Here is a 25920-nt window from a genome sequence, read left to right on the forward strand (position 1 = left end):
CGCTTGCGTCTACAAGTAATGCTACGCAGTGGGCTTCCTCAGCGCAAGGGTGCTAGGAAGCCTAACCAAGTAGTTCCCTGGCTCACCAGCCGCCCACGGCAAAGAAGACACTGTGAAAGTGACCGTAGGAAACTTGAACAGATGTCGCACTTGTGCTGGAAGTGAAAGCGAAGTATATTTCCGTAGCGATGACTTTTACCAAACATAACATTGTTCGGGTTTGTGCTTTATTAAAATAATTTTGTCCCAGCTCCTTCATTGTTAAGGGTTGGATGCAACGATTCGGAATAACGCTTCGCAGGGAATTCCCCTTCCTTTATAGTTCATATTCCCATTCCTCTTTCATATACAGGTATAGAACTAATAACGCATCTTCCAACTCTTTTACAGTCTGATTATCTAGTTTCATCCCAACCTTAGGAAAGAGAATAGCAGCTAATTTTCGAGTTAAATCTCTACGTTGGCTGATATCTAACTCTAATAATTTTTCACTATAGCCTTGCAATAAATCCCATTCTTTTTTCCCTAATGATTGAATTGTCCAATCATCAATGGAAATAGTACTCTTGGAAAGCCCACGTCTTTCAATATATTTCTCAATAGAAGATGCCTTCCTCTTTTTCTTAGACCTTTCATGGACTACAATGGTACCAGCGGCTAAATCACCTAATCGCTTATGCTTTGCATGAAAAAACACCATTACAATACCTAGAAAATAACTTGTAGGTAACATGTCGACAATGCGTAATAGATTGCGAATAAAACATGAAAGCAGTGTAATATTATGGCCATTCTCTTGAATTACACGAATTCCAATTAAATGCTTTCCAATTGTTTTTCCGTTATAAAAATACTCTGCAATAAAAAAATATCCCCAATTAATGATAAAAATAATTATTATTGCAACAGCAATTGGCCAAATTGAATCAGTAAACCAAAACATCGATGAGGATGCACTATAAAGGAACAAAAGGAATACAATCACATTAGCTACTGTGATAATGATTTGATCAATTATCATCGCAGCTGCCCTACTTCCTAATCCTGCAAGTCTAAATTTTAATGAAACATACTCTGGTGTCTTTATATTTATTCTTTCCTCTATCGTCATTACCCCCATTCCATCGCTTTGCCAGATTAATTATTTTTCTTTTCAAGTAATAGCTTTCCTACTACCATATATAACACCAGTCCAATAACTGTTATAAGTGCAACAGCATATTTCGCCTCTAATGATAGATCAGATGGCGTGATGAACCCTTCAATAATCCCTGCAAGAATAAATAATGGTATTGTTCCCAAGAGGAGTTGCACTGACCGTTTGGATTGCTCCTTCAATTGAAATCCTCTGGAGTATTTACCAGGAACAAATAATTTATATCCCATTAACAGTCCAGCCCCACCTGCTATAAAAATAGCTGTTAATTCAATCATACCGTGTGGAACTATGTATGCCCAAAATTCATAGGTCATATCATAATGCCAAAAAAGTGCTGCTAATGCTCCAATTATAAAGCCATTATAAATTAATAGATAAACCGTTAGTAATCCAAATGTTATACCACCCGCAAATGCTAAGAATGCCACTTGGATATTGTTTGTCATAATTTGAGCTGACATAAACGAGGAATCGATTGAGTCATGATTAGCTCCTAATTGTTCAGGATCCACGCCCTGTGAAAGTTCAGCAGGAAGAATAGAATAAAGATGAAGTGGGTCATCCATAACGGACAAGAAACTTGCTAATCCACCTAACGCAAATAAAACCATGGCGATAACTACCGCTTTCCATTGCTCTAATAATAGACCAATAAATTTCGTACTAAAAAAGTAGCGTATTTGTTGAAAACTTGAAACTTGGTCTTTATAGAGTAGATTATGAGATTTTGCCACTAATTCATTTAAATAAATCGTAACATCTTCATCTGGAAAATACGTTTGGCTATAAGAAAGATTCTGTGCAGCTTTTTGATACAATCGATTAAACGCATCAATATTATTGCCAGGAATTCCTTTTCTTTTTTTTCCTAGCGTATTTATATATTCTTCTAACTGTTTCCAGTCTTCACGATTACGCTTTACAAATTGCTTTCGATTCACTGGCGCACCCCCTTCATTCAACATACATGTATCATTACAATAAACCTTCATTTAATAAATTAATATAATAAGAAACAGCAACTGTAGCTAATTGTTCCTCTGTTGCTTCAACCATTATGAGTCCTTGTTTTTCCCATTTTGCGATCTCTCGCTTCTTAAATAAAAGTTGTTGTTGCGCCATGCTCTTCACCATCGTATGATGAACATTTCTTGTGTCTTGTTTAGCTGTCGTGTTTAATTCATCATCTTCAATTCCTATCATGAAAAATAGATGCCTTTGCCTTAGACGCTTGAAATAATACAATGCACTTTCTTCATAAAGAAACGTATGCACATCACTAAATAATAAGAGTAAACTTCTTTTCTTTTGGTATGTTTGTAAGTAATTCATTACGGCAGAATAATTGGATTCTGTTGCATCTACTTTCACATTATAAATAGCCTGTAGTATCCTTTGTAATTGATCCATTCCTTTAGCTGGAGGAATAAATACGTTAACATCTTTAGAGAAGACCAACACTCCAACGTAATCACCGTTCTTTAGTGCTGCAGCAGTTACTGTTAAGGCAGCTTCTAGAGATTTCTCTAAACGATTACCATCCTTTAACTCGGCCCCCATCATCCGACCACAATCAATTAATATCGTAATATACTTCCCATGCTCTGGTTCATATTCATTTGTCATTACTTCCTGTAATTTTGCTGTTTGTCGCCAATTTATTTTTCTTGGGTCATCACCAACAACATAATTACGGATTCTAGCAAACTCACCAACTCCACTTTTCTGCTTACGAATTTTTTCACCATCATAAAGTAAAAATTGCTGGGCACTTTGTAAATATCGTCTTGTCTCAGTTAAATCGGGAATTACTTTTACATGATCTTCTAACGGAATCGTCATCTGCTTTTCCCATAACCCTAGTGGACTAGCATACCGAACATATAAGTGGCGCAAATAATAATCCCCTCTAACAGGAGCTTCTATATCATAAGTAAAATTGCATTCCTTTTTTAGCTTCCCTTTTATTGGAAATGTTTTACGAAATGATTGGGGGACATCATCTACTAGAGTTAAAGAACACCCATAATCAGAAGTATTTCGCACTTTAATCTGTACCTGGTACTGTAAACCTCTTTCTAACTCATGTGGGATTTCTCTAGTAAAATTCATTTCCTTCTTCTTAGGTGAAAACAATAAATCTACTAAACTAAATAGAAGGAATAAACTATTAAAGGTAATGATCCATATCCAATCCAGCCCAACCACAGTCAAAATTATGATACTTACCGATAAAAGCAACAAAATAGTGACTAGTCGTTTGGAAGGTACTATCCCCCTACCTTGGAACAGGAATCGACCCCACCAATTCCTCAATGATTTGGTCATTGGTCACTCCCTCCAATTCCACGTGTGGAGATACTTGAATTCGATGCCTCAATGCCGGTTTTGCAACAACTTTTACATCATCAGGTGTAACGTAGTCTCTTTCTGATAAATAGGCCCATGCTTGTGCTGCTTTTCCGATAGATATCGCTGCACGAGTACTAGCCCCAAAATGAATTGATTCGGTTTCACGAGTCTTTCGCACAATCTTCATAATATAAGCAAGGACCTCATCATTTAATGTGATCGTTTTAATTTCTTCTTGTATATCAAGAAATGTTTTCACATCCATTTCTGCATGTAACACTTCTTTTGTAAACTGGCCTTCTAAGACCTGTTTCAATACGTTTGTTTCCTCCTCTAATGAAGGGAAGTCAATAGTTAATTTAAACAGAAAACGATCTTGTTGAGCCTCAGGAAGTGGATATGTTCCCTCAAACTCAATCGGATTTTGAGTGGCAACTACAAAGAACACATCTGCTAAAGAATAGGTTTCTCCTTGTATGGTGACTTGCTTTTCTTCCATCGCCTCTAAAAGAGCTGCTTGCGTCTTTGCAGGGGTGCGATTAATTTCATCAGCCAATAGAATGTTAGTAAAAATCGGCCCTTTTAGTGTTTGAAACGAACTGTCTTTCATATTGTAGATCGTACTTCCAGTAATATCACTCGGCAACAAATCAGGAGTGAACTGAATACGATTAAACTCTCCTCCAATAAGGTTAGCGAGGGTTCTGACCATTTGTGTTTTACCTGTTCCGGGAACTCCTTCAATTAATACGTGTCCACCTGACAATATAGCAGATAATAATAACTTTAGATTCATTGTTTGACCTAGAATGCGCTCATCGTATTTTTTCAATAACGCAGATAATTCACTTCTCATTCGTCCTCCACCTCTTTCCGTAATTGGTCAATCTTCCTAGACCATAGCAAATATTCTTGTTTAGTAATCGTTGGTTTGGTTAGAACCGTTGAAACTCCATTGATAAATGATTTTAGCTCTTTAGGGTCTCGCTCAGATCGTTGATTGATATTATTTGTAATGTCTTCCCAATCCTTCCGATACGATATTCCCCATTTTTCTTGCATCACTATCCTTAGGTAATCCGCTTGAATAATGAGGGAATCTTGATATCTCTTTCCACGTTGGTACCATGCTGCTAGTGCCTTTATCCGTTCATTGCTAAATCGTACCGTTTCCTCTCTCGGAGTGACTATAGGTCCAAAACGTTTTCCTTGGTTCCATATGTAAAAAATCGTTAACAGTAATAGTTGAAAACCTAACACGAGAATCCATTGTGGATATAATGTATTCACAGTTGGCTTATTACCAGTTCCATGACTATATTCATCAAAAAGGATACTCCCCCACTCGCCTCCTGCATGATGAAAGACCGTTTGGATTATCTCTAAGTGATCTTCTTCAAGAATGTGTTCATTCGTCATCCAAATTGGGGTATTGGCAACAATAAGGGTACCATCGCCATAGTTTCTCTCCAGTGCTACTACACCCTCCATGTCCGATAAAATCACCCGGTCCTTTTCTTCTGTTAGTAACCGTTCATAAGATGGAAGGAATGCCTCATATTCTAATCCTTGATTGTTGTTCAACTTCGTCGTATTCTCTTGCATAGTTGCAATTGGAACCGTACTTATGTCAAACATACCATGTGGATTGTTTTGAAATAACATAATGGTATTTCCATTTTCCATAAAATCAATATACTCACTCATATCCTTTGCATCCGGTATAAAGATTGGCTCAATCATAACTAGTAGTTGATTAGATCCATTATCTATTAGTAGATTCGGAGAGTGAGTCCAACGATCAACTATGTTGTATTCTTGCTCTAAATATGTATAAATCGCTTTTGTTCCCATTGGAGCTGGAGAATCAGAAACATAATTCGGGTAATCCTGAGGTTGCTTGGATATTAAAAAGTAACTTATGCTAATAAAAACAAGTAAAAAGATAACTAGCCAAACCCAAGATTTTTTACCTGTAAACAAATTTCGCAAAACTTTCTGCCCCTCCTTATGCTTCCAATTCTTCTAACTGCCAGAGTTTGTGGGCTAATTCCTTAAATTCCACATACTCTGATTGGTTAATCTCTCGTTCACCATACACAACCTCATCGAAAAATTGCGCTAATTGATAAAATGATAGTGCATGGTTTTTATTAATTTTACGTAGTTCTTCAACATACTCTAAATTTGTCTTCCACACTTTTGCCTCAAGCCATTCCTTGTCATTCAAATACAACAATATAGATAGGAACAAATGCCTTGTTGCCTTTCTGTAATCTTCGTTTCCTTCCTGACTTTCCGCTTCTGATAAATGCTGTTGATATGTCCAATCTATTTCTTTAACGGAGTACAATGGTTTATGTTCATGAAATTTCCGCTTGCGATTAACGGACCGTATCCAAAGAAATAGAGCCAGTATTAATAAACCAATTAAGACAGCAACAATGAAAAAAAGAACAGCATCTGCTAAACCATTTGTTGGTTCTAAAGATGAGAATACTTTAGATAACTGCTCCATTATCCATTCTTTAATATTGTCCCACCATTTTTCTATAAAACTTCGATTATCCTCAAAATAAACTTGATATTCTCTCTCACTTAATATTTTTTCTAATTCATCTCTTGTTTCATCGATATTTTCCAAAGGCATCACCTAACTCTTCATATAGTTCACTTGCAAACTAGTAAAAAAATGTACGATACAATCCCTATCCTGAAACACTGAACTACAGTTGTTCAGTTTTATAGTCATCAATCATTTCATTTAGGTCGTCAGCTTCTTTTCTTACACGTAAATCAAAGTATATGACAGCGTAACAGACGGCAAAAATCATAGAAGTTATAAAGCTGATTAGATTTACAATGATGGTATGTAACACACTGTATCCTAAGAAAATGGTAAATAATCCTTCAATCGCTAAACTTAAAGCAAATGTAATTAAAAAGAGGACGACGTAAAGACCGATTAATCTCCAACTATTGTTGCTCGTTAAATGCCAGCTTCTCGATAACCCTGGGAAATCCTCTTCGAATACGACAGCGCATAAATATAGACTCCAGCGTGTCAGTAGAAAAATAACACCTGCTGCAACCCCTAAAAATAGTGGGATTGTTAGTACTATGCCGACGAACGGGATAGCAATTCCACTTACAGCACCAACAATTAAAATGATAATAAATGAAATAAGGACTAAGCCAAATAGTATCGCGCCAAATATTAAACTACTTCCAAGAATTGGCCAGAATTTAGAAAAGGCATTCTTTATTACCATCCCTGCAGTAAATCCTTCATTATTTTTTTGTTTCATTACACCAATTAAAATCGATGCTTGAGCAATAGGACCTGCCACTAACAATGCTAAACCGATAAAAATATTCCCAAATTCTCTACTCCAACTGATAGACGCTGTCGCTTCAGCATCTATTTCAGCAACAATTTGATCTACTAATGATTCACCAGCACCTAGCTCTCGAAAGAAACTAGTACCATTAGATAATAGAATAATAGCTTCTAGTAAATAAATTGGACCCATTATAATAAGAAGAATAAGGAAAAACTTAGAGAAATTGTTTTTACAGAGTTTAAATGTTTCATCTAATATTTCTCCAAATCCTTTTGGTCTGTTATATGATTGCACTTTGCTTCCTCCTTTTATTTACGTATTTAATCAGCCATTAGTTTCCGTTTTACTCGTTGTTATTAATGCCAGAAACACTGCACTAATTCCACCTGCCAACTTTCCAATAATTAAAGCAAAAATCATATCCTTTTCTATTCCTGCCACAAATCCAAGGTGACTTCCTAATACAAATCCACCACTTACTGCAAAAGCTACACATATCACCTTTCCTCGATTTCCCATGTCTTTAAATAGAACGAACATTGGAATTACGTGTGCTAATGACGCAGCTATTCCAGCTACAGCATTTTTATCCATTCCCATGACACTTCCAACACGTTCCAAAGGAGATTTAAAAGCCTTTCTAATAAATGTAACTAGTGGAAACGCACCTGCTAAAAATAGAACTATCCTCCCTACAATGACAATTCCTTCATCAAGTGGGGTCATATTAGCAATGACTACAAATCCAGTTAATGTTTCAATTATAATCGCTATTAAACCAACAATAGCAATTATTTGAATTGCTTTAGCAAAGACCTTAAATCCTTTAATCATGCTATCCGGTATAAGCCATAGACCGATTGCAATCCCTACAGAAAATAGGATAGTAGGTAAAAGATTTCGGATCATCATAACCGTATCAAACTGCGCAACTAATCCACCTAGAAAACAGCCGATTGGTACTGTGATTAACCCTATTAAAATCCCTTTAGCAAAGAAAGCATGATCTTCTTTTTTTATAATTCCTAGCGCAACAGGAATTGTAAATACAATCGTTGGCCCCATCATAGTCCCTAAAAAGATCCACGAAAACAGTTCTGCTTCTTCGCTCAAGGACATCTCAGTTGCCAACGCATATCCTCCCATATCGATTGCCAAAATAGTATTAGCAAATGCTGCAGGATCAGCTCCAAACCAAGCATATACCGGAACTACAATTGGGGTAATAAATGTTGCTAACACTGGGGCTATAGAAATAATCCCTACCATCGCTAATGTTAGTGGACCCATGGCATTAAAGCCATCTGCAAATTGCTCTCCTAACCCAAATTTATTCCCTATTAAATAATCTATTCCACCAACACAAAGAAAAACTACTATTATGATTATGATAATGTCATTGATACCCATGTTCTATCCCCGTTCATGAATTCATTAATTTATATGAAAAGCGCATCGCGTCCATCGCTAATTCAATATATTATGTAAAATTTACCCCAATATTTTTTGCTATTGCGCCGTATATCCCCCGTCTAATACAACCGCTTGACCAGTAATTCCTTTCGCCTTTTCACTTGCTAAAAACATGGCATAATCAGCAATCTCCTGTACCTCCAACAATCGTCTTTGTGGTACTAGAGGATAGATCACCTCTTCTAACACCTTTTCCAACGATACGTTTCGATTCTTTGCCAAGTCTTCTAACTGATTTCTTACTAATGGCGTGTCAACATATCCAGGACAAATCGCATTTACCGTTATTCCATAATCGGCTGCCTCTAAAGCAGCCACCTTTGTTAAGCCAATTAAACCATGTTTGGCACTATTGTAGGCTGCTTTTCCAGCAAAACCAATTAGTCCATTAATGGATGCCATATTGATTACTCGGCCAAACCCCTGTTCTTTCATCACTGGGAATACGTGTTTGATCCCTACAAAAGGGGCCACAAGCATAATTTTAGTCATCAGTTCAAATTTTTCCGTTGGGAATTCCTCAATGGGTGCAATATGTTGTAGACCTGCATTATTAATGAGTACATCAATCCTTCCAAAAACATCCATTGTCCTTTTAATAGACAGTTGAATATCCTCTTCTATTGTAACATCACATGGAATTCCAATAACTTGCAAACCCTTCTCCTTCAATTCCTCGGTTACTTCATTCAACTTTTTCTCATTAATATCCGTAAATACTACACTTGCTCCATTGTTAGCAAACTCTATACCAATTGACTTCCCTATCCCACTTGCCGCTCCTGTAATAAGAACAACTTTATTTTCCACATTCATCTCTCCCTTCAAATTTTTTATGTGCATAACTTAATTCTCTTCGGGCTATTAATATATATGTAGAAATAATGAATCAATATCTATCTCTATCAAAGGTTAATGTTTTACTTTACCTTTTCGACATATTCGTCTGTTTTTCCTGCATAAACGTTTAAAAGGGAACCATTAAGGGGATTCCTAATTACTAATTGTATTTTTATGGAGTTATAAAAAGGAGAAAAAAATGAAAGTCTTACCAAGTGTTTCAGTCATTCTATGCTTTTTTTTATTATTTGAATTTTCGCTGGTATTTGCAGAAGAGAAAAAAGGGCAAGTTTACATCGTGAATACTCCAATCTTAAATATGCGTGAAGACCCTTCCATAGAAAGTGATGTGCTAGGTAGATTAGTGCAAGGGAATTTCTTGCAAGTTCTTCAACATAAGGCTAATTGGAGTAAGGTAAATTTTGATGGAAAGGAAGCTTGGGTTGCTTCAGATTTTATCATCCCGGCTAAAGAGGAAGAGCAAGATAGTTTCTTCATAACTCCTGAACTTTTAGACGGCTATACTATCGTCATCGACCCTGGACATGGTGGAAAAGATCCGGGAGCGATTGGAATTAATGGTGTTCACGAAAAAGACCTTATTCTTTCTACATCAAAGAAAATTGCTAAACAATTACGTGAAAATGGCGCTAAAGTTGTATTAACACGTACTGACGATTACTTTGTATCTCTTGATGAACGAATCAATATCGCTCATGCTCATAATGCTGACGCCTTTATTAGCATCCACTACAATGCCTTTTCAATCGAAAATGTCCAGGGATTTAACACGTATTATTTCTCTTCTGCAACAAATCGAAATTTAGCAAAAGCAATACATGGATCATTAGCAGAAGAAGTCAACTTACACAATCGTGGCTTATTGGAAGATGATTATCGAGTGTTGAGAAAAAACCAAAGGCCTTCTGTTCTGATTGAACTTGGTTTTATCACAAATTCTGTGGAATTAAAAACACTACAATCCGATGGGTATCAAAGCTTAGTAGCAAAGGCAATAGCAAAGGGGTTAATGGACTTTTTCCATGGGAGAGATGAAGATGAGACATAACTAATTATATGCGCTTTAAAAACGAACGATTAAGTTAGATAATGTTAGTAAACAGAGGAATGGTAACTTTTTATAGTTAATAAAAGACTCAAAGTAAGTGCTTAGTTGATTTCCACTCCTGGCAGTCGCTTTCCTCGGGCACGGCCTCAGCCAGGCGACTACTCGAATAAACTTCTTTGTTGCCTTGTACCGAGAAATTGACTTCTTAGATTTTCTAGTAGACGCAGGTACATCTCTTGGGGGTCTTCGGACACGTGCTGTTCCCGCAGGACAAGGAAGGCTACGTCAGAGGAGCATCGCACACAGAAAATGCACATGTAAATGCATTTTCAAGGAGTCGACTCCCATCCGCTCCAATCAACAATCTATACTGTAATATTTTAAATTGCCATAGATACAAAAACTAGCAAAGGAAATCTCGAAGACCCCTCGGAAATAAAGAACAATTTACTTCGTTTGATGCGCATGCTTTCGAAGCCTTCCTTGGGACTGTGTTTACTCGCCCCACAAATATCATTTTCTCGCACTTTCAGATAATCCGAACAAATAATATATTGCATGGAGTTTTGATACATCTACAAAACTTTTTTCCACCCTCATTCTCTCCTTTAATCTCCTTTATAAATATTTCACGAAACCATTACAGTCATGTACTCGGTTAAATTTTTTTCTAATTTCTTCTTTATTCTCACCCGTATAATGCGCAAAAACTGTTTGAGGAATTAAGGATGATACTTCAGCTGTTAGTGTTCCTTGTATTTCGTTAGTACCTTCTAAGTATACATGTAGATAATCTGTTGTTTTTACAAAGCCACTTTTCTTATACCAATCAAGCACCCACGGATCATCTCTGGTCCACGCTTCTAAGTATGTTAAGCCACATTCTCTTGCTAATTTCTCCGCTTCTGTTAATAACTTCTTCCCGATTCCTAAACGCTGATAATCTGGGTGAACAGCAATATGCCAAATCATGCCACCTAAACCATTAGACTGCGTACAAACCGTTTTTTCTTTTTCTTCATACTCAATATCAATCAAACCCACAACTTGTTCTTCATGAACAGCAACTAATTCAATCGAAGAATTATCATACGTTTCCTTTTCCTTTAATACATTATCAAAGTATGAAGTGTCTAAAAATGATATAATTCTACAACGTAACCAATCTTTTTCATCTATTGGTTTATATTTCCTTATTTTCATTATATCTCCCCATTTTATGTCCTTTTTTCTAATATACCGAACTATCAGTAAACATTGAAGTGATTTTATGTTATAAAGGTACTATGTATGCTTAAATAAAAATGCTAAACTATATACTAATATCGAAATTTAATTAAGTAGGAGGTTCAATATGAACTCAACCACATCCATTAAAAATAGAGATACACAAGTTCAAGAGTACATAAATAAAGTTTTTAATAAAATAAAACAAAGAGATCCTAATCAAGCAGAATTTCATCAAGCTGTTTACACCATATTTAAGTCTATTACAGAAGTACTTAAAAAGAATCCGATCTATATGGAACAAAATATCTTAGAACGAATAACAGAACCAGAACGATTAATCTCCTTTCGTGTTCCATGGGTTGATGACAACGGAAATGTCCATGTAAATCGGGGGTATCGCGTTCAATTCAACAGCGCTCTAGGTCCTTATAAAGGAGGATTGCGATTCCATCCTTCAGTTAACGAGAGTATTATAAAGTTTTTAGGATTCGAACAAATCTTTAAAAATGCCCTTACTGGTCAATCAATTGGGGGAGGAAAAGGTGGCGCCGATTTTGATCCTAAAGGAAAATCAGACGGAGAGATTATGCGATTCTGTCAAAGCTATATGAATGAACTAGTCAGGTATATCGGTCCAGACACAGATGTTCCTGCTGGAGATATTGGTGTTGGTGCAAGAGAAATCGGTTATTTATTTGGACAATACAAAAAGATTAAAGGTAATTTTGAAGCTGGTGTATTAACTGGGAAAGGATTATCTTATGGGGGTAGTCTTGCTCGTAAAGAAGCCACTGGATATGGCGTCATCTATTTTGTTCGAGAAATGCTTAACGATTATGGTGATAACCTAGAAGGAAAACGAGTTATAATCTCTGGCTCTGGAAATGTATCGATTTACGCAATGGAAAAAGCGATTGAACTGGGTGCTAAGGTTATTGCATGCAGTGATTCCAATGGTTATATTTATGAAGAGAATGGTATCGATCTAGAAACGATCAAACGTATTAAGGAAGTGGAACAAAATAGTATTGAAGATTATTTACAGGAACATCCACTGGCTACCTATGCCGATGATAGCTCCCAAATATGGAATATCCCCTGTGATATCGCTTTACCATGTGCTACTCAGAACGAATTGAATGGAGATGCAGCAAATAATTTAATTAAAAACGGAGTTCAATTGATAGCTGAAGGTGCTAACATGCCATCAACGACAGATGCAATAGAAGCATTTTTAGCGAACAACATATTGTTTGGTCCTGCAAAGGCGGTAAATGCTGGTGGAGTTGCTGTGTCATCCTTAGAAATGGCTCAAAACTCCTCAAGAACTGCATGGTCTTTTGAAGAGGTAGACAGCCAATTACAGAAAATCATGAAAAAGATTTATCATGATAGCATTCAAGCTTGTGGTGACGAGAATACTAAGTCTAATAACTTATTGAAAGGTGCAACAATAGCTGGTTTTACAAGGGTAGCTGATGCAATGATTGCCCAAGGTATCACATAAGGGAACTTTTTCTTGACACCGTGTCATCCCACAATTATAGGGGGAAATACAATGGAAAAAATTGCTCACTTGATCAAGAACTCAACTAGTACGGTTATTTTTACAGGGGCAGGCATGTCCACTGAGAGTGGGCTGCCTGATTTTCGTTCTAAGAATAGAGGTCTATGGGGAAAATTTAACCCTGATGAGCTTGCCAATGTCGATGCTTTAGAAAATAACCAAGAGGAGTTTGTCAATTTCTATCAGTTTAGACTGAATGAAATACAAGCGTATCATCCACATGATGGGCATTACACACTTGCAAAATGGGAGAAAAACGGAATAATTGATGGAATTATCACCCAAAATGTTGATGGATTTCATCATGATGCTGGTAATAATAACGTTATGGAATTACATGGGACATTTCGAAAGTTTTTCTGTCACCATTGTAAGAAGGAAGTTGAACGCGAGCGGTTTTTAGAAGGACAAACAAACTGTTCCCGATGTAATGGGCCAATTCGTCCTGGGATTGTTTTATTTGGAGAGATGCTCCCTGAAGATACATTTTTGAAAGCAGAAGAACTTACTATACATTCAGAAGTATTTATTGTACTGGGTTCATCACTAACTGTAACCCCTGCAAATATGTTCCCGATTTTAGCAAAAGAACATGGTGCTACATTGATTATTGTAAATAGAGAAGAAACTCCGATGGATCCGTATGCTGATTACATCATAAACGACCAATCCGTTAAAGAATTTTTACTGAAGTTAGATCGATATATTTCAGCATAGTAAATTAAAAGGCGACGCAACAATTTTAATGTTGGCGACGCCTTTAATTTTAAACACGTATGATACATCGTTATCCCAATACAGCACGATCACTTTCAAACTGTTCTCCCCTAATACGACGGAATTCTTGTAATAGATCTTCAATAGTAAGATCTTGCTTTTTCTCTCCACGAATATCTAATATTATCTGACCCTTATCCATCATAATAAGCCTATTTCCTAAATCCAATGCTTGTTGCATATTATGTGTCACCATCAAAGTAGTAAGATTAAATTTCTTCACAACATCTTCTGTGATTTTAGTAATGAGTTCAGCACGTGAAGGATCCAGTGCTGCCGTATGCTCATCTAATAGTAAAATCTTTGGCTCTGTGAAGGTAGCCATTAGTAAAGAAAGAGCTTGCCGTTCTCCCCCTGATAATAGACCGACTTTAGCATTTAGACGATCTTCTAAACCAAGATTTAGACTCGTTAAATACTCTCTAAAATAATCTTTTCTACTCTTTGTGACACCTAATTTTAATGTTCTCTTTTTATTCCGTGAGAATGCCATCGCAAGGTTTTCTTCAATGGTCATCGACGGTGCTGTACCAGCCATCGGATCCTGAAAGACCCTACCAATCATTCTTGAACGCTTATATTCCGGATAAAATGTGACATTTTTATCATCAATTAAAACGTCACCTACATCTGGAGTAAGGTTACCAGAAATTACATTCATTAATGTTGATTTACCAGCACCATTACTACCAATTACCGTTACAAAATCACCTTGTTTTAACTCTAATTGCACCTGTTGCAATGCCTTCTTTTCATCTGGTGTTCCTTCATTAAATGTCATAGATATGTCTTTTAAATTCAGCATTTTATGCACCCTCCGCTCGGGAATTGAGTTCGGCACGTTTCTTGAGTCGACGTTTTTTCTCTTTTCGAGCCTGTAAAATCTTAGGTGTTACCAATGCCAAGATAACAAGTACTGCCGTTATCAATTTCATATCTCCAGAATCTAAGAAATCGACTCTCAGTGCTAGTACTACTACGATACGGTAGATAATCGCACCACCTATAACAGCAATGGTTGCAATGGCAATGGTTTTCTTTCCAAATAATGCTTCCCCAATAATAACCGAAGCAAGCCCAATTACAATCATCCCAATCCCCATATTTACATTGGCAAAGGATTGGTGTTGAGTAATTAATGCACCAGAAAGTGCAACAAGACTATTGGACAATCCAACACCTAAAATGATTAAAATATCTGTATTAGCAGAATGACTTCGGATCATTTTTTGGTTATCTCCGGTCGCTCTTAGTGCCAATCCAACTTCGGTCTTTAAAAAGTAATCCGTTACAAACTTAATGGCTAATGTTACAAAAATCATCACTATAACTATGACCCACGTGGACGGCACGCGTTCTGCTCCTAAAGATTGCAGAATTCCATTGAAGAAATCATCCATTCCTGTTTTTGCCCAAATACCTTCTAGTTGCCTAAAGAAAGTAGACTCATTTAGTAGAGATAGTGTAGGCTGCCCCATAATTCTTAAATTAATTGAGTAAAGAGCGATCATCATTAATATCCCTGATAAAAGAGCATTAATTTTCCCTTTCGTATGGATGATACCAGTAATACATCCAGCGATGAAACCTGCCAACGCTCCAAGAATAGTAGCCATTACTGGAGGGACTCCATTCATCATCGATATCGCAGCTACTGCACCACCAGTTACAAAACTACCATCAACCGTTAAGTCAGGAAAATCTAACACACGGAATGTTAAATATACTCCTAAAGCCATAATGGCATATATTATTCCTGATTCGACTGCACCAAATAAAGCTAATAGCATGTTGTTTTCCTCCACGCACGTATTTTTATGTGTTTTCCCTTGTTAGTAAAAGTATTATGTTTCCCCTACCTGCGTCCATTACCATTTTAGAGTAGAGAAGCAGGCCTAAGCCTGCTTCAATAATGACCTATCAATACCAATTTAATTCTTATTCTGCAGGTTCGATAAATTGTGCATCATCATCCCAGTCAGCATTCCACTCTACATTTTGAGCTTCAGCAGCATCTTTATTAATAAATAGTTGGATAGAAGGTGGATACTCAACAGGAATATCACTAGTTGTTTTCTCTCCTGTTAGAATCTCAACGGCCATTTCACCTGTACGATATCCAATGGTATAGTAGTCAATTCCGAAAGTAGCAAATCCACCTTTAGCTACAGAATCAGGCTCACCCACAACTAGTGGAATATCTTGATCATTTGCCACAGCAATTACACTATCTAACGCTTCTACAACTGTATTATCAGTAATGATATAAAATACATCTACATCAGATACTAGAGATTGTGTAGCTTGTTGTACCTCTGCACCATTTGCTACAGTAGCTTCTTTTAGACTTAAACTAGTTCCTTCTGTAGCTTCCTTAACAGCCTCAATTTGGCTAACCGAGTTTGGTTCTCCAGCATTATAAACTAATCCTACTGTTGCTCCTTCAAAATACGTTTCGATAAAATTCACTGTTTCATTAATAGCGTCTGGATGTAAATCAAGAACACCGGTAATATTTTCTCCAGGTTGGTCCATTGATTCTACAAGTTTAGCATCTACAGCATCTGTAACAGATGTGAATAAGATAGGAATCTCATCCGTAGCTTCTAACGCACCTAAAGCACTAGGTGTTGAGTTAGCAAAAATTAAGTCAACCCCATCTGCAACAAATCCATCTGAAATTGGTTTCACATTATTTTGGTCATTTTGTGCACTTTCAAATTTAAAATCAACATTTAATCCAGCCTCTTCAATTGCTGCTTTAAATCCTTCATAAGCATTATCTAGAGATGGGTGTTCCACAATTTGGGAAGCACCGACTACATACTTCTCGCCACCATCATTACCTTCTGAATTATCATTTGTGTCATCTGATCCACATGCAGCCAAAACTAAAATACTAATTAATGCTAAAACGGTTAACTGAAGCCACTTCTTCATTACGTATTCCCCCTTATTCATTATTATTAATTGATGAAATATTTTACAAATTATAACACACCGGCAAAGGTAGTCAAGCTATTCTAAAAATTTTAAATTTATGTAAACGCTTAATCACTTGTTGTTTCAATCATAAAATTTTTAAAATAATTTTAAGTCCAACATACCTAAGCCTTTTTTCAATCCTGACTTAGCTACCTTCTAGAAATTCATAGCCTTCTCAACTGCCTCCTGTACTCTTTTCGGAGTTGGTAGATAATGGTCCTCCAAAGCTGAAAATGGAACTGGAATATCAAAACCAGTGACTCTTTCAACAGGTGCTTTCAAATACAAGAATGAAGTATCATTAATACTAGTTACAACATCATTGCCGAACCCACCTGTTCCTTGAGCCTCATGTACAACGACAGCTCTTTGAGTCTTCTCCACTGATTGAGCAATAATATCTTGGTCCAATGGATACAATGTACGCAAATCTATAATTTCACAAGAAACACCATTATTTTCTATTTGCTGAACGGCATTTTCCACGACAGGAACCATTGCTCCCCAAGTGATTATTGATACATCATTCCCTTCTTTTACTAACTTGCCTTTTCCTATCTCGACTGAATAGGAATCAACAGGAACCTCTTCCCTAGAAGCACGGTAATTTCTCATCGGCTCCATGAATAATACAGGATCAGGGTCCTTTACTGATGCAATTAACAGTCCTTTCGCATCAAATGGACTTGATGGGCACACTACCTTAAGCCCTGGCATATGCGTAAATAGTGCTTCCGCGCTATCGGAATGAATTTCTGGCGCACGAACTCCAGCACCATACGGGGCTCTAATGACCATTGGAACTGAAAAATGCCCCATCGTTCGCATACGGATTCTTGAAACATGTGTCATTATCTGGTCATATGCTGGATAAATAAATCCCATAAACTGCATTTCAGCAATCGGTTTGAATCCATTAACTGCAAGACCTACCGATGTCCCAACAATTCCAGATTCAGATAATGGTGTATCAATAACCCTGTCATCCCCAAAACGTTCTTGAAGTCCATCTGTTGCACGAAAAACGCCACCATTTTTCCCAACATCTTCTCCTAATACAAGTGTTGTGTTATCCGCTTCAAGCATCACCCTCATTCCATCATTGATTGCTTGTATAACCGTCATTGATTTCGTTTCCGTTAAATTTTTAGTGCTTATCACCATTTCATTACCTCCTCAGTTGTTCCATATACAATTCTTTTTGTCTTAATAATTGTTCTGGAGGGTTTGCATAGACATGATCAAATAAATCTTCAACATTTGCCTTTGGATAGCTTTCCATTGCCTCTACTGCTTGCTCAACTTCAACCTTTAGTTCTTCATGAATTGAATTCGTCTTCTTTTCATCCCAATACCCATTATTTTTCATAAAACGTTCTAATCGAACAATAGGATCGACTACATCAGCACCTTGCTCTTTATTCCGATATTTCGTCGGATCATCTGCCGTTGTATGGGCTCCTGTTCTCCAAGTAACTGCCTCAATTAAAGTTGGGCCTCCACCATTTCTCGCACGTTCAATCGCCTTTTTTGTTTCTAAATAAACGACAAAGCAGTCATTTCCATCTATACGAACACCAGGAATACCGTATGAAACTGATTTTTGTGCAATTGTTTCTGAATTCATCTGTCTATCAATTGGAACAGAGATGGCATATTGATTATTTTGATTAAAGAATATGGTAGGAGTCTGGAACACACTCGCAAAGTTCATTCCTTCATGAAAATCACCTTCCGAAGTGGCACCATCCCCAAAATAAGCAATGGATATATTTTTAGTTCCCTTTTTCTTTTCAGCCCAGGCCGCACCAGCTGCATGTGGAAGTTGAGTTGCAATTGGTACTGCTGCAGGGAATATTTTCTTCCCTTCTGGTGGAACACAACCTTCTACTCTACCATTCCAATACAAAAAGGTTCGCATCATGTTAGCACCGAATGTAAGCATCGCGCCATGGTCTCGATAAGTCGGAAACATCCAATCGTCATCCCCGAGTGCAAGTGCACTACCTACTTGTGCTGCTTCTTGCCCTTCGAACGGTGGATATGTACCTATTCGGCCCTGTCTTTGTAAACTTTTTGCCTTCAAATCGAACGTACGAATACGATACATATGAAAATAAAGTCTATGAACCAATTCTTCATTTAGATCCTTTTTATAAGATTCATCCAACAAATTACCATGATCATCTATAATCTGCCTCATAGGAAAATGCCCTGTCATTGAATAACCTCCGATTCTAGTAAGTTAATTAGGAATATCCCATTTTGGTCTTACTGAACGACTATAAAAACTGTTCCGTCTAGCTTTCTCTTGAATAATGTTTTCACAAATTTGATTTGCTGCCTCATTCGTTGTAATTTGATTTATTTCAGCCTGCTGATAGATTTCTAGAATGATGTTATAAATCTCTTTAGTTTTCGCTAACACCCGATCTTTATTGGAACCGTATAATTCATCAGCTACTTGAATCAGACCACCAGCATTGACAATGTAATCTGGCGCATACAAAATCCCTTTTTCTGTTAGCTGTTTACCATGTGCCTCCGATTCCAGTTGATTATTGGCAGATCCTATTATCGCTTTTACTTTTAATTTCTGTATAGTTTTATCATTAATAACTCCACCAATTGCACATGGCACAAATATATCTACATCCTGAGAATAAATCTCCTCTTCTTTTACAATCGTTACATTTCCTTTTGTCGTTTCAGCTTGATTCTTAATCGATTGTAATTTTTCATTGCTAATATCCGTTACGTAGATGTCAGCACCATCTTCTAGTAATCGCTCTGCCACTCGGTATCCAACTTTACCTAATCCTTGAATAGCGTATGTTACTCCACGTAATTTAGTAGTGTTGAATAGCATTTGGTTCGTTGCTTGAATTCCATAAATGACACCTTGTGCTGTTGGTATAGAAGAATCTCCGCCTCCACCATATGCTTCAGGGACTCCAACAATATTTCTCGTTTCCTTCATCGAATGAATAAAATCGTCCATCGTTGTTCCCATGTCCGTCCCAGTAAAAAAGCGCCCATTAAGGGAATCAACGAATTGACCAAAGGCTCGAAATAACTCTGGTGATTTATCTCTTTTTGGATCTCCGATAATCACTGCTTTCCCACCACCAAAGTCAACATCGGCAGCTGCACATTTATAGGTCATCCCTTTTGATAAACGGAGCACATCCTCAAGTGCTTCATCAATATTACGATAAGGTTGCATTCGACATCCCCCAAGTGCTGGCCCTAGAGTGGTATTATGTATAGCAATAATCGCCCTTAATCCACTATGGGGATCATTACAAAATACAACCTGTTCGTGTTCGGACATCTTTTCCAGTAGAGAAAAATCATTTCCCACTGAAACTCCTTTAACTAATTCCAAAGAAAATCCTCCTAACCGTGTTGCAAGGATTAAATTTCCGTTATTTATATCTTCTATTGTGTTTTATAAATAATGTTAGGGTACTTCTATTCGAGTGGTTGGTTATATGAATGGATTGTTTGGTCGTAACTGCTTAATGCAAAGTTAAGTTAAGTTAACCATGATGACAATAGTGTTAAACGAATAAAGAGTGGCTGGTTTAATAGATTAGTATAAATGTAAAGCGCTTACATTCAAGAGTGTATATGACGTTATTTACACGTTATTTTATCATCACGTGATAGTTCTAGTCAATTATTTTTTGAAAACTCTTTAAATTATATTGTAGCTTTTCATTTGCTTCCCTATATTACTAACCTGTTCATTAGCTTCTTCCATCATCCCCTGAAATAGCTCTCTAACAGAAGGGATTGACTGTATCAAACCTGCAACCTGACCACTATTAAGAAAACCATCATCCAAATCACCCTTTAAAGCACCTTTTATATGATGTTCTTCTGAAGTGAGCTTTGAATATTCCTCTAACGAAATTCCTTTTTGTTCGAGATCATGAATCTTATTGGCATATTCCGTTCTTAACACTCTCCGTATTCTCCCTAGAGATCTTCCAATAATCATCGCATCCGTACCATTTGCCTCCAGTAAGTGTTGCTTATATGAATCATGAAATGGTGCTTCTTTTGTTGCTATTAATCTAGTTCCCATTTGTACTCCACTTGCTCCTAGCATCATTGCCGCTGCAAGACCCTTGCCATCCCCAATACCACCAGCAGCTAGAACTGGGATATTTACTTGCTGAACAATCTGAGGTATTAAGGTAAAGGTCGTTAATTCTAAATTTGAATTTATCCCCGCTGCTTCAAATCCTTCCGCAACGAGTATATCTGCACCGGCTGCTTCTGCTTTCATAGCATGCTTAACTGCAGCTACGATGGCTATAACTTTAATTTGATGTTCATGAAGAAGTGGGATATAAGGAGCTGGATTCCCTGCAGATAGAGAGACTACAGGTACATTATGCTTAATCGCAAGGGTTATGAGTTCTTCTGTATACTCAGTAACTGTAATGGCAATATTGATGGCAAAAGGTTTGTCTGTTAACCTTTTAGTAGAAAGAATTATCTCCTCTACTTCTTCAGGTGACATCGTTCCACAGCCAATCGTTCCTAATCCACCTGCTTCTGAGACAGCTGCAGCTAACGGCGCATTACTAATATTCCCCATTCCACCTTGTATAATTGGATAGTTGATTTGTAGCATATCACATATATTATTCATAATAGATCCTCCTTTATGGGGGTAGTTGATCATTTAGCGTCCTTTAAAAACTGGTTTTCTTTTTTCATTAAAGGCCTGTAATGCTTCCATTCGATCCTCAGTTGGAATTGTAAGCTCATATGCCTTCGATTCAATTTCTAACCCTGTTTGTAAATCTGTATTCATCCCTTGATCTATCGCATACTTTGCCTGTTTAATTGCAACTGGAGCATTAGCCATGATCCTTTCAGCTAAATTTTGGCCAGACCTCATTAATTCTTCTTTAGTTACAACTTCTAAAAGAATCCCTAATTCTAACGCTTCTTCAGCAGTGATTCTTTTTGCAGTAAAGATAAGTTCTTTTGCTCTCATATCACCTATTAATCTTGGTAATCTTTGAGTACCACCTGCACCTGGAACAATTCCCCAACTAGTTTCTGTTAGTCCCATTTTCACGCCCTTAGCAGCAATCGCAAAATCACAGGCAAGCATGAGTTCAAATCCACCACCTAAGGCATATCCATTAATAGCGGCAATGGTCGGCTGAGGTAATTGTGAAACACAATTAAACACATCACGAATTGCTTTTACATTTCGCCTTACTTCAACCTCTGTTAATGTCTTTCTTTCTTTTAAATCAGCACCTGCACTAAATGCCTTATCCCCAGAGCCTGTTATAATGACAGCTTTCACTTCTGGGTCAAGATGAATCTGAGCAGTAATATTATGCAACTGTTGAAGAGTATCGTAGTCAAAACAATTTAATACTTCTTCACGGTTGATTGTAATATAGGCAATATGTTGGTCTTTCGTATAAATTACCTTACTCAAATGATACGCCTCCTATTTAGTACTTCCTTTAGTCAACATTCTCTACAATAGCTGAAATCCCTTGACCAACTCCTACACACATTGTTGCCAGACCATATTTTGTATCGCGCTTTTTCATTTCATGGATAAGAGTAGTTAAAATTCTAGCTCCACTAGCACCTAATGGATGTCCAAAAGCAATTGCACCACCGTTTACATTTACCTTTGAGTGATCAAGTTCTAATTGTCGCATGCAGGCCAAGGATTGAGAGGCAAATGCTTCATTCAATTCCACTAATCCGATATGATCCATGGTTAAGCCTGCTCGTGCTACCGCCTTTTGGGTGGCATGTATTGGTCCAAGTCCCATAACGCGGGGTTCTAGACCTGCTGTTGCTCCAACAACATATTTTACCAATGGCTTCAATCCTAATTTCTCTGCTTTTTCTTTACTCATAATAAGGAGTGCCGATGCTCCATCATTTACACCAGAGGCATTACCTGCAGTAATTGTTCCTTCTTCAAATAGCGGTCTTAATTTCCCTAGTTTTTCTATCGTCGTTTCTGGTCGTGGATGTTCATCATGATCGACAACGCTTTTTTTTCCTTTCCTATCATGATAGATGACAGGAACCAATTCCTCCGAAAAACGGTTAGATGCTACCGCTTGTTTCGCTCGATGTTGACTTTCCAATGCGAACTGATCTTGTTCTATTCGACTAATCCCGTACATCTCTGCTACATTCTCAGCCGTCTGTGGCATAGAATCTGTTCCATACATGCCCTCTAACTTTTTATTAATAAAGCGCCAGCCAATTGTCGTATCATACATTTCCATATTACCTCGTGGGAAATCTTTTTCCGGCTTTGGCATCACATAAGGTGCACGTGTCATGCTCTCTGTGCCACCTGCAATAAAAATATCCCCTTCACCAACAGCAATAGCTCTTGCTGCATACATCACCGCATCTAAACCTGACCCACATAACCGGTTGATTGTTGTACCACTTACAGTTACAGGTAAACCCGCTAATAAAGCAGACATCCTTGCTACATTTCGATTATCTTCCCCTGCTTGATTGGCATTTCCTAAAACAACTTCTTCAATTTCCTCAGGTGGTAAGTTTTCGTTCCGTTTTAGTAATGCTTCGATAACAATGGCAGCTAAATCATCCGGTCGAATACTTTTTAATGCACCTTTATATCTTCCAATAGGAGTACGAACGGCATCAACTATGACAACTTCTCTCATTTCGTCACCTTCTCGCCACTTTCATTATAGTCATAAACGCCTCTACCAGATTTCCTACCTAGTCGACCTGCTTTCACATATTGTTCTAATAACGGTGCTGGCCGGAACTTATCTCCTAATGTTTCGTGTAAATAGCGCAAATTATTTAACCTCGCATCTAATCCCACTAAATCACCCAATTCTAACGGCCCCATAGGATAGTTAAGCCCCAGTTTAATTGCTTTATCAATGTCTTCTGCACTCGCAACGCCCTCTTGTAACATGTGAAACGCTTCATTTCCAACTAGTGCACTAATTCGACTAGTTACAAAACCTGGAAATTCATTCACTTGTACGGTTTCTTTCCCCATTGTCTTAGCTACTTCCTCAATTACACGAACGGTTTCGTCCCCAGTTTCCAATCCCTTTACAATTTCGATGAGTTTCATACGATGGACAGGATTAAAGAAATGCATGACTACAACCTGTTCAGGACGATTTGTATAAGAACCTAATTCTGTCGGACTAATCGTTGATGTGTTAGAAGCTATAATTGCATGTTGTGGAGAAAATTGATCAGCTACTTCTAACACCTGTTGTTTTAACACTTGTTTTTCAGGGACGGCTTCAATGATTAAGTCTGCATTTTTTGCGATGTCTTCTAAGTCAAGCGAAGTATGTAATTGGGTAAGAAGCTGAATAGACTGTTCTTCTGTTAGCTTCCCACGTTTAATGCCTTTTTCTGCTGTAAGTTCAGCAAATCGGTATGCATCATCTAATTGTTCTTTTGATACATCTACTAATGTCGTGTGAAAACCAGCAAGGGCCGAGACATAGGCAATGCCTCGCCCCATTACACCTGCTCCCACGACAGCAATATTGGTAACTGTCATGTTCCGCCTCCTACGTTCTTCTTAAACACCAAAAGGATTCAATGGTTTATTTCCGTAATATGCCAACACACTTTTATCTTCCATATATAAATCTAGCGTTTCCACGGATAATTCTCTTCCAAATCCAGACTGCTTATACCCTCCAAATGGAGTTCCTGGGAATGCAGAAAATGGACTGTTCACCATCACTATTCCAGCTTGGATTTGGTGAGCTACACGGGTAGCACGTGCTTGATTTGTCGTCCAAATTGCTGAACCTAAACCATACTCGGTATCATTCGCACGTTTAACAACCTCTTTTTCATCCGTAAATTTCTCAACGACAACTACTGGTCCAAAAATTTCTTCACGAACCGCTTTCATATCAGGGGTAACATCCGTAATAATGGTTGGTTCATACCAATGGCCATTTTCAAACCCTTCGATTTTCATTTCTTTTCCACCAGTCAACACTGTAGCCCCATCATCAATGGCTGATTGAACATAACTATGAATGGTCTCTAATTGATCACGACTAATAATGGATCCAACATGGGTTCCTTTATCAAATGGATCTCCTAGTTTCAATTTCTTTGTTCTTGCAACGAACTGCTCCATAAATTCATCATAAATTGCTTCATGAACAAACAATCTTGAACGCGCTTCACATGACTGGCCTGTGTTAAAGAAGATTCCAAAAATCGAGCCTGCCACAGCTGCTTCTAAGTCAGCATCTTCAAACACAATACTTGGTGATTTCCCACCTAGCTCTAACGTTAGACGCTTTAATGTTCCAGAAGCTTTTTCCATGATGTCTCTACCAGTTGGTGTTGAACCAGTAAAAGCAACTTTATTCACATCTTTATGTTGAACTAAATAATCTCCAACAACTTCACCAGAACCAGGAACTGTATTTACTACTCCTTCTGGTACTCCTGCTTCATGACAAATTTCATTTAAAATAATCGCTGTAATCGGAGTAAGACTTGCTGGTTTTACAACAACCGAGCATCCAGCAGCAATTGCAGGTGCAATTTTCCATGCAGCCATCATCATCGGATAATTCCATGGAATGATTTGCGCACAAACACCAACAGGTTCCTTATGTGTATAGTTAAAGAATCCATACGGCATATTATTGACATCTCCACGGTGGCCAACTATTGCCCCAGCATAAAACTCGAAATCCTCAATCGATTGATTGATTTGTACTTGAGCAGCACCAACCGATTTTCCACTATTAAGCACTTCAATTTCAACTAACTCCTTAAATCGCGCTCTCATAATGGCTGCAATATTATTCAACACCCTGGCACGTTTACCAACGGGGTACTTTCTCCATTTCCCATAATCAAATGCATTCCTCGCTGCTTGAACGGCCTTTTCTGCATCTTCTTCATTAGCCTTTGCAACCGTTGCTAACTTCTCACCCTTTGCTGGATTATAAGTATCAAATACTTGCCCTGCACTACCTTCCACACGTTCCCCATTGATAATCATTGCATAATGACTGCGTTTCATTGCTCCAACTTCAGTAATCGTTTCTTTTGCAATTGTGTCTGCCAT

General features: G+C 37.6%; 24 protein-coding genes. 3 read left to right on the plus strand and 21 right to left on the minus strand.

The window, feature by feature from the left end; genetic code table 11:
• Window positions 1-316 precede the first annotated feature (316 nt).
• From BUB12_RS06940 to BUB12_RS06980, 9 genes are all read right to left on the minus strand, one after another.
• Complete coding sequence (locus tag BUB12_RS06940) at window positions 317-1111, minus strand: RDD family protein (protein WP_234982602.1); 795 nt, start codon at window positions 1109-1111, stop codon at window positions 317-319.
• A gap of 26 nt (window positions 1112-1137) precedes the next feature.
• Window positions 1138-2100, minus strand: a complete 963-nt coding sequence (locus BUB12_RS06945; protein WP_072889444.1) for a stage II sporulation protein M — start codon at window positions 2098-2100, stop codon at window positions 1138-1140.
• A 34-nt stretch (window positions 2101-2134) separates the two neighbouring features.
• The gene (locus BUB12_RS06950; RefSeq protein ID WP_327196138.1) at window positions 2135-3475 is read right to left on the minus strand and encodes a DUF58 domain-containing protein; all 1341 of its coding nucleotides are present in this window, start codon (window positions 3473-3475) and stop codon (window positions 2135-2137) included.
• Window positions 3438-4367, minus strand: a complete 930-nt coding sequence (locus BUB12_RS06955) for an AAA family ATPase (RefSeq protein ID WP_072889448.1) — start codon at window positions 4365-4367, stop codon at window positions 3438-3440. The genes BUB12_RS06950 and BUB12_RS06955 overlap by 38 nt, the downstream gene beginning before the upstream one ends.
• Window positions 4364-5503, minus strand: coding sequence for a DUF4350 domain-containing protein (locus BUB12_RS06960; RefSeq protein WP_072889450.1), 1140 nt, complete (start codon window positions 5501-5503; stop codon window positions 4364-4366). The genes BUB12_RS06955 and BUB12_RS06960 overlap by 4 nt, the downstream gene beginning before the upstream one ends.
• A 16-nt stretch (window positions 5504-5519) precedes the next feature.
• Window positions 5520-6155: a DUF4129 domain-containing protein gene (locus BUB12_RS06965; protein WP_072889565.1), complete on the minus strand. Its 636-nt coding sequence runs from the start codon at window positions 6153-6155 to the stop codon at window positions 5520-5522.
• Window positions 6156-6237: 82 nt separating this feature from the next.
• Complete coding sequence (locus BUB12_RS06970) at window positions 6238-7149, minus strand: hypothetical protein (RefSeq protein WP_072889451.1); 912 nt, start codon at window positions 7147-7149, stop codon at window positions 6238-6240.
• A 30-nt stretch (window positions 7150-7179) separates the two neighbouring features.
• Window positions 7180-8265: an ethanolamine utilization protein EutH gene (gene eutH, locus BUB12_RS06975; RefSeq protein WP_072889453.1), complete on the minus strand. Its 1086-nt coding sequence runs from the start codon at window positions 8263-8265 to the stop codon at window positions 7180-7182.
• Between the two features lie 99 nt (window positions 8266-8364).
• The gene (locus tag BUB12_RS06980; protein ID WP_234982603.1) at window positions 8365-9138 is read right to left on the minus strand and encodes a 3-hydroxybutyrate dehydrogenase; all 774 of its coding nucleotides are present in this window, start codon (window positions 9136-9138) and stop codon (window positions 8365-8367) included.
• 229 nt (window positions 9139-9367) lie between these two features.
• Between BUB12_RS06980 and BUB12_RS06985 the strand changes: the two genes are divergently transcribed.
• On the plus strand, window positions 9368-10237 hold the full coding sequence (locus BUB12_RS06985) for an N-acetylmuramoyl-L-alanine amidase family protein (protein ID WP_072889455.1): 870 nt from the start codon (window positions 9368-9370) through the stop codon (window positions 10235-10237).
• A gap of 618 nt (window positions 10238-10855) precedes the next feature.
• Here the strand turns inward: BUB12_RS06985 and BUB12_RS06990 are convergent.
• The gene (locus tag BUB12_RS06990; RefSeq protein WP_072889457.1) at window positions 10856-11440 is read right to left on the minus strand and encodes a GNAT family N-acetyltransferase; all 585 of its coding nucleotides are present in this window, start codon (window positions 11438-11440) and stop codon (window positions 10856-10858) included.
• Window positions 11441-11591: 151 nt separating this feature from the next.
• Between BUB12_RS06990 and gdhA the strand changes: the two genes are divergently transcribed.
• Both gdhA and BUB12_RS07000 read left to right on the plus strand, forming a co-directional pair.
• Window positions 11592-12974, plus strand: a complete 1383-nt coding sequence (gene gdhA, locus BUB12_RS06995; RefSeq protein WP_072889459.1) for an NADP-specific glutamate dehydrogenase — start codon at window positions 11592-11594, stop codon at window positions 12972-12974.
• A gap of 51 nt (window positions 12975-13025) precedes the next feature.
• Window positions 13026-13751 (plus strand): SIR2 family NAD-dependent protein deacylase, encoded by a 726-nt coding sequence (locus tag BUB12_RS07000; protein ID WP_072889461.1) that lies wholly within the window; start codon window positions 13026-13028, stop codon window positions 13749-13751.
• Between the two features lie 70 nt (window positions 13752-13821).
• Here the strand turns inward: BUB12_RS07000 and BUB12_RS07005 are convergent, their stop codons facing one another.
• From BUB12_RS07005 to BUB12_RS07055, 11 genes are all read right to left on the minus strand, one after another.
• The gene (locus BUB12_RS07005; RefSeq protein ID WP_072889463.1) at window positions 13822-14616 is read right to left on the minus strand and encodes an ABC transporter ATP-binding protein; all 795 of its coding nucleotides are present in this window, start codon (window positions 14614-14616) and stop codon (window positions 13822-13824) included.
• A 1-nt stretch (window position 14617) separates the two neighbouring features.
• Window positions 14618-15601 (minus strand): ABC transporter permease, encoded by a 984-nt coding sequence (locus BUB12_RS07010; protein WP_072889465.1) that lies wholly within the window; start codon window positions 15599-15601, stop codon window positions 14618-14620.
• 148 nt (window positions 15602-15749) lie between these two features.
• Entirely contained in the window at window positions 15750-16751 is a 1002-nt protein-coding gene (locus BUB12_RS07015) for an ABC transporter substrate-binding protein (protein ID WP_072889467.1), read from the minus strand.
• Window positions 16752-16952: 201 nt separating this feature from the next.
• Window positions 16953-17960 carry an alpha-ketoacid dehydrogenase subunit beta gene (locus BUB12_RS07020; RefSeq protein WP_072889469.1) on the minus strand — a complete coding sequence of 336 codons (1008 nt, stop codon included), beginning with the start codon at window positions 17958-17960 and terminating at the stop codon, window positions 16953-16955.
• 4 nt (window positions 17961-17964) lie between these two features.
• Complete coding sequence (gene pdhA, locus BUB12_RS07025) at window positions 17965-19017, minus strand: pyruvate dehydrogenase (acetyl-transferring) E1 component subunit alpha (protein WP_072889471.1); 1053 nt, start codon at window positions 19015-19017, stop codon at window positions 17965-17967.
• Between the two features lie 24 nt (window positions 19018-19041).
• Window positions 19042-20130: a Leu/Phe/Val dehydrogenase gene (locus tag BUB12_RS07030; RefSeq protein ID WP_072889569.1), complete on the minus strand. Its 1089-nt coding sequence runs from the start codon at window positions 20128-20130 to the stop codon at window positions 19042-19044.
• Between the two features lie 366 nt (window positions 20131-20496).
• Window positions 20497-21462 carry an NAD(P)H-dependent flavin oxidoreductase gene (locus BUB12_RS07035; RefSeq protein WP_072889473.1) on the minus strand — a complete coding sequence of 322 codons (966 nt, stop codon included), beginning with the start codon at window positions 21460-21462 and terminating at the stop codon, window positions 20497-20499.
• Window positions 21463-21495: 33 nt separating this feature from the next.
• Window positions 21496-22272, minus strand: a complete 777-nt coding sequence (locus BUB12_RS07040) for an enoyl-CoA hydratase-related protein (RefSeq protein WP_072889475.1) — start codon at window positions 22270-22272, stop codon at window positions 21496-21498.
• Window positions 22273-22300: 28 nt separating this feature from the next.
• Window positions 22301-23503: an acetyl-CoA C-acyltransferase gene (locus BUB12_RS07045; protein WP_072889477.1), complete on the minus strand. Its 1203-nt coding sequence runs from the start codon at window positions 23501-23503 to the stop codon at window positions 22301-22303.
• Window positions 23500-24375 (minus strand): 3-hydroxyacyl-CoA dehydrogenase, encoded by an 876-nt coding sequence (locus BUB12_RS07050; RefSeq protein WP_072889479.1) that lies wholly within the window; start codon window positions 24373-24375, stop codon window positions 23500-23502. The genes BUB12_RS07045 and BUB12_RS07050 overlap by 4 nt, the downstream gene beginning before the upstream one ends.
• Before the next feature lie 21 nt (window positions 24376-24396).
• Entirely contained in the window at window positions 24397-25920 is a 1524-nt protein-coding gene (locus tag BUB12_RS07055) for an aldehyde dehydrogenase family protein (protein WP_072889481.1), read from the minus strand.

This window comes from Ornithinibacillus halophilus (assembly GCF_900129485.1).
In the GTDB taxonomy this organism is placed as follows: Bacteria; Bacillota; Bacilli; order Bacillales; family Amphibacillaceae; genus Ornithinibacillus; species Ornithinibacillus halophilus.

Excerpts from the sequence above, each read along its gene's own strand:
- BUB12_RS07005 (WP_072889463.1), bottom strand. The coding sequence starts at position 14,616 with ATGCTGAATTTAAAAGACATATCTATGACATTTAATGAAGGAACACCA.
- BUB12_RS07020 (WP_072889469.1), bottom strand. The coding sequence starts at position 17,960 with ATGGTGATAAGCACTAAAAATTTAACGGAAACGAAATCAATGACGGTT.
- BUB12_RS06955 (WP_072889448.1), bottom strand. The coding sequence starts at position 4,367 with ATGAGAAGTGAATTATCTGCGTTATTGAAAAAATACGATGAGCGCATT.
- BUB12_RS07015 (WP_072889467.1), bottom strand. The coding sequence starts at position 16,751 with ATGAAGAAGTGGCTTCAGTTAACCGTTTTAGCATTAATTAGTATTTTA.
- BUB12_RS07000 (WP_072889461.1), top strand. The coding sequence starts at position 13,026 with ATGGAAAAAATTGCTCACTTGATCAAGAACTCAACTAGTACGGTTATT.
- eutH (WP_072889453.1), bottom strand. The coding sequence starts at position 8,265 with ATGGGTATCAATGACATTATCATAATCATAATAGTAGTTTTTCTTTGT.
- BUB12_RS07030 (WP_072889569.1), bottom strand. The coding sequence starts at position 20,130 with ATGTCCGAACACGAACAGGTTGTATTTTGTAATGATCCCCATAGTGGA.
- BUB12_RS07035 (WP_072889473.1), bottom strand. The coding sequence starts at position 21,462 with ATGAATAATATATGTGATATGCTACAAATCAACTATCCAATTATACAA.
- BUB12_RS07010 (WP_072889465.1), bottom strand. The coding sequence starts at position 15,601 with ATGCTATTAGCTTTATTTGGTGCAGTCGAATCAGGAATAATATATGCC.
- pdhA (WP_072889471.1), bottom strand. The coding sequence starts at position 19,017 with ATGACAGGGCATTTTCCTATGAGGCAGATTATAGATGATCATGGTAAT.
- BUB12_RS06990 (WP_072889457.1), bottom strand. The coding sequence starts at position 11,440 with ATGAAAATAAGGAAATATAAACCAATAGATGAAAAAGATTGGTTACGT.
- BUB12_RS07050 (WP_072889479.1), bottom strand. The coding sequence starts at position 24,375 with ATGACAGTTACCAATATTGCTGTCGTGGGAGCAGGTGTAATGGGGCGA.
- BUB12_RS07055 (WP_072889481.1), bottom strand. The coding sequence starts at position 25,920 with ATGGCAGACACAATTGCAAAAGAAACGATTACTGAAGTTGGAGCAATG.
- BUB12_RS06940 (WP_234982602.1), bottom strand. The coding sequence starts at position 1,111 with ATGACGATAGAGGAAAGAATAAATATAAAGACACCAGAGTATGTTTCA.
- BUB12_RS07045 (WP_072889477.1), bottom strand. The coding sequence starts at position 23,503 with ATGAGAGAAGTTGTCATAGTTGATGCCGTTCGTACTCCTATTGGAAGA.
- gdhA (WP_072889459.1), top strand. The coding sequence starts at position 11,592 with ATGAACTCAACCACATCCATTAAAAATAGAGATACACAAGTTCAAGAG.
- BUB12_RS06985 (WP_072889455.1), top strand. The coding sequence starts at position 9,368 with ATGAAAGTCTTACCAAGTGTTTCAGTCATTCTATGCTTTTTTTTATTA.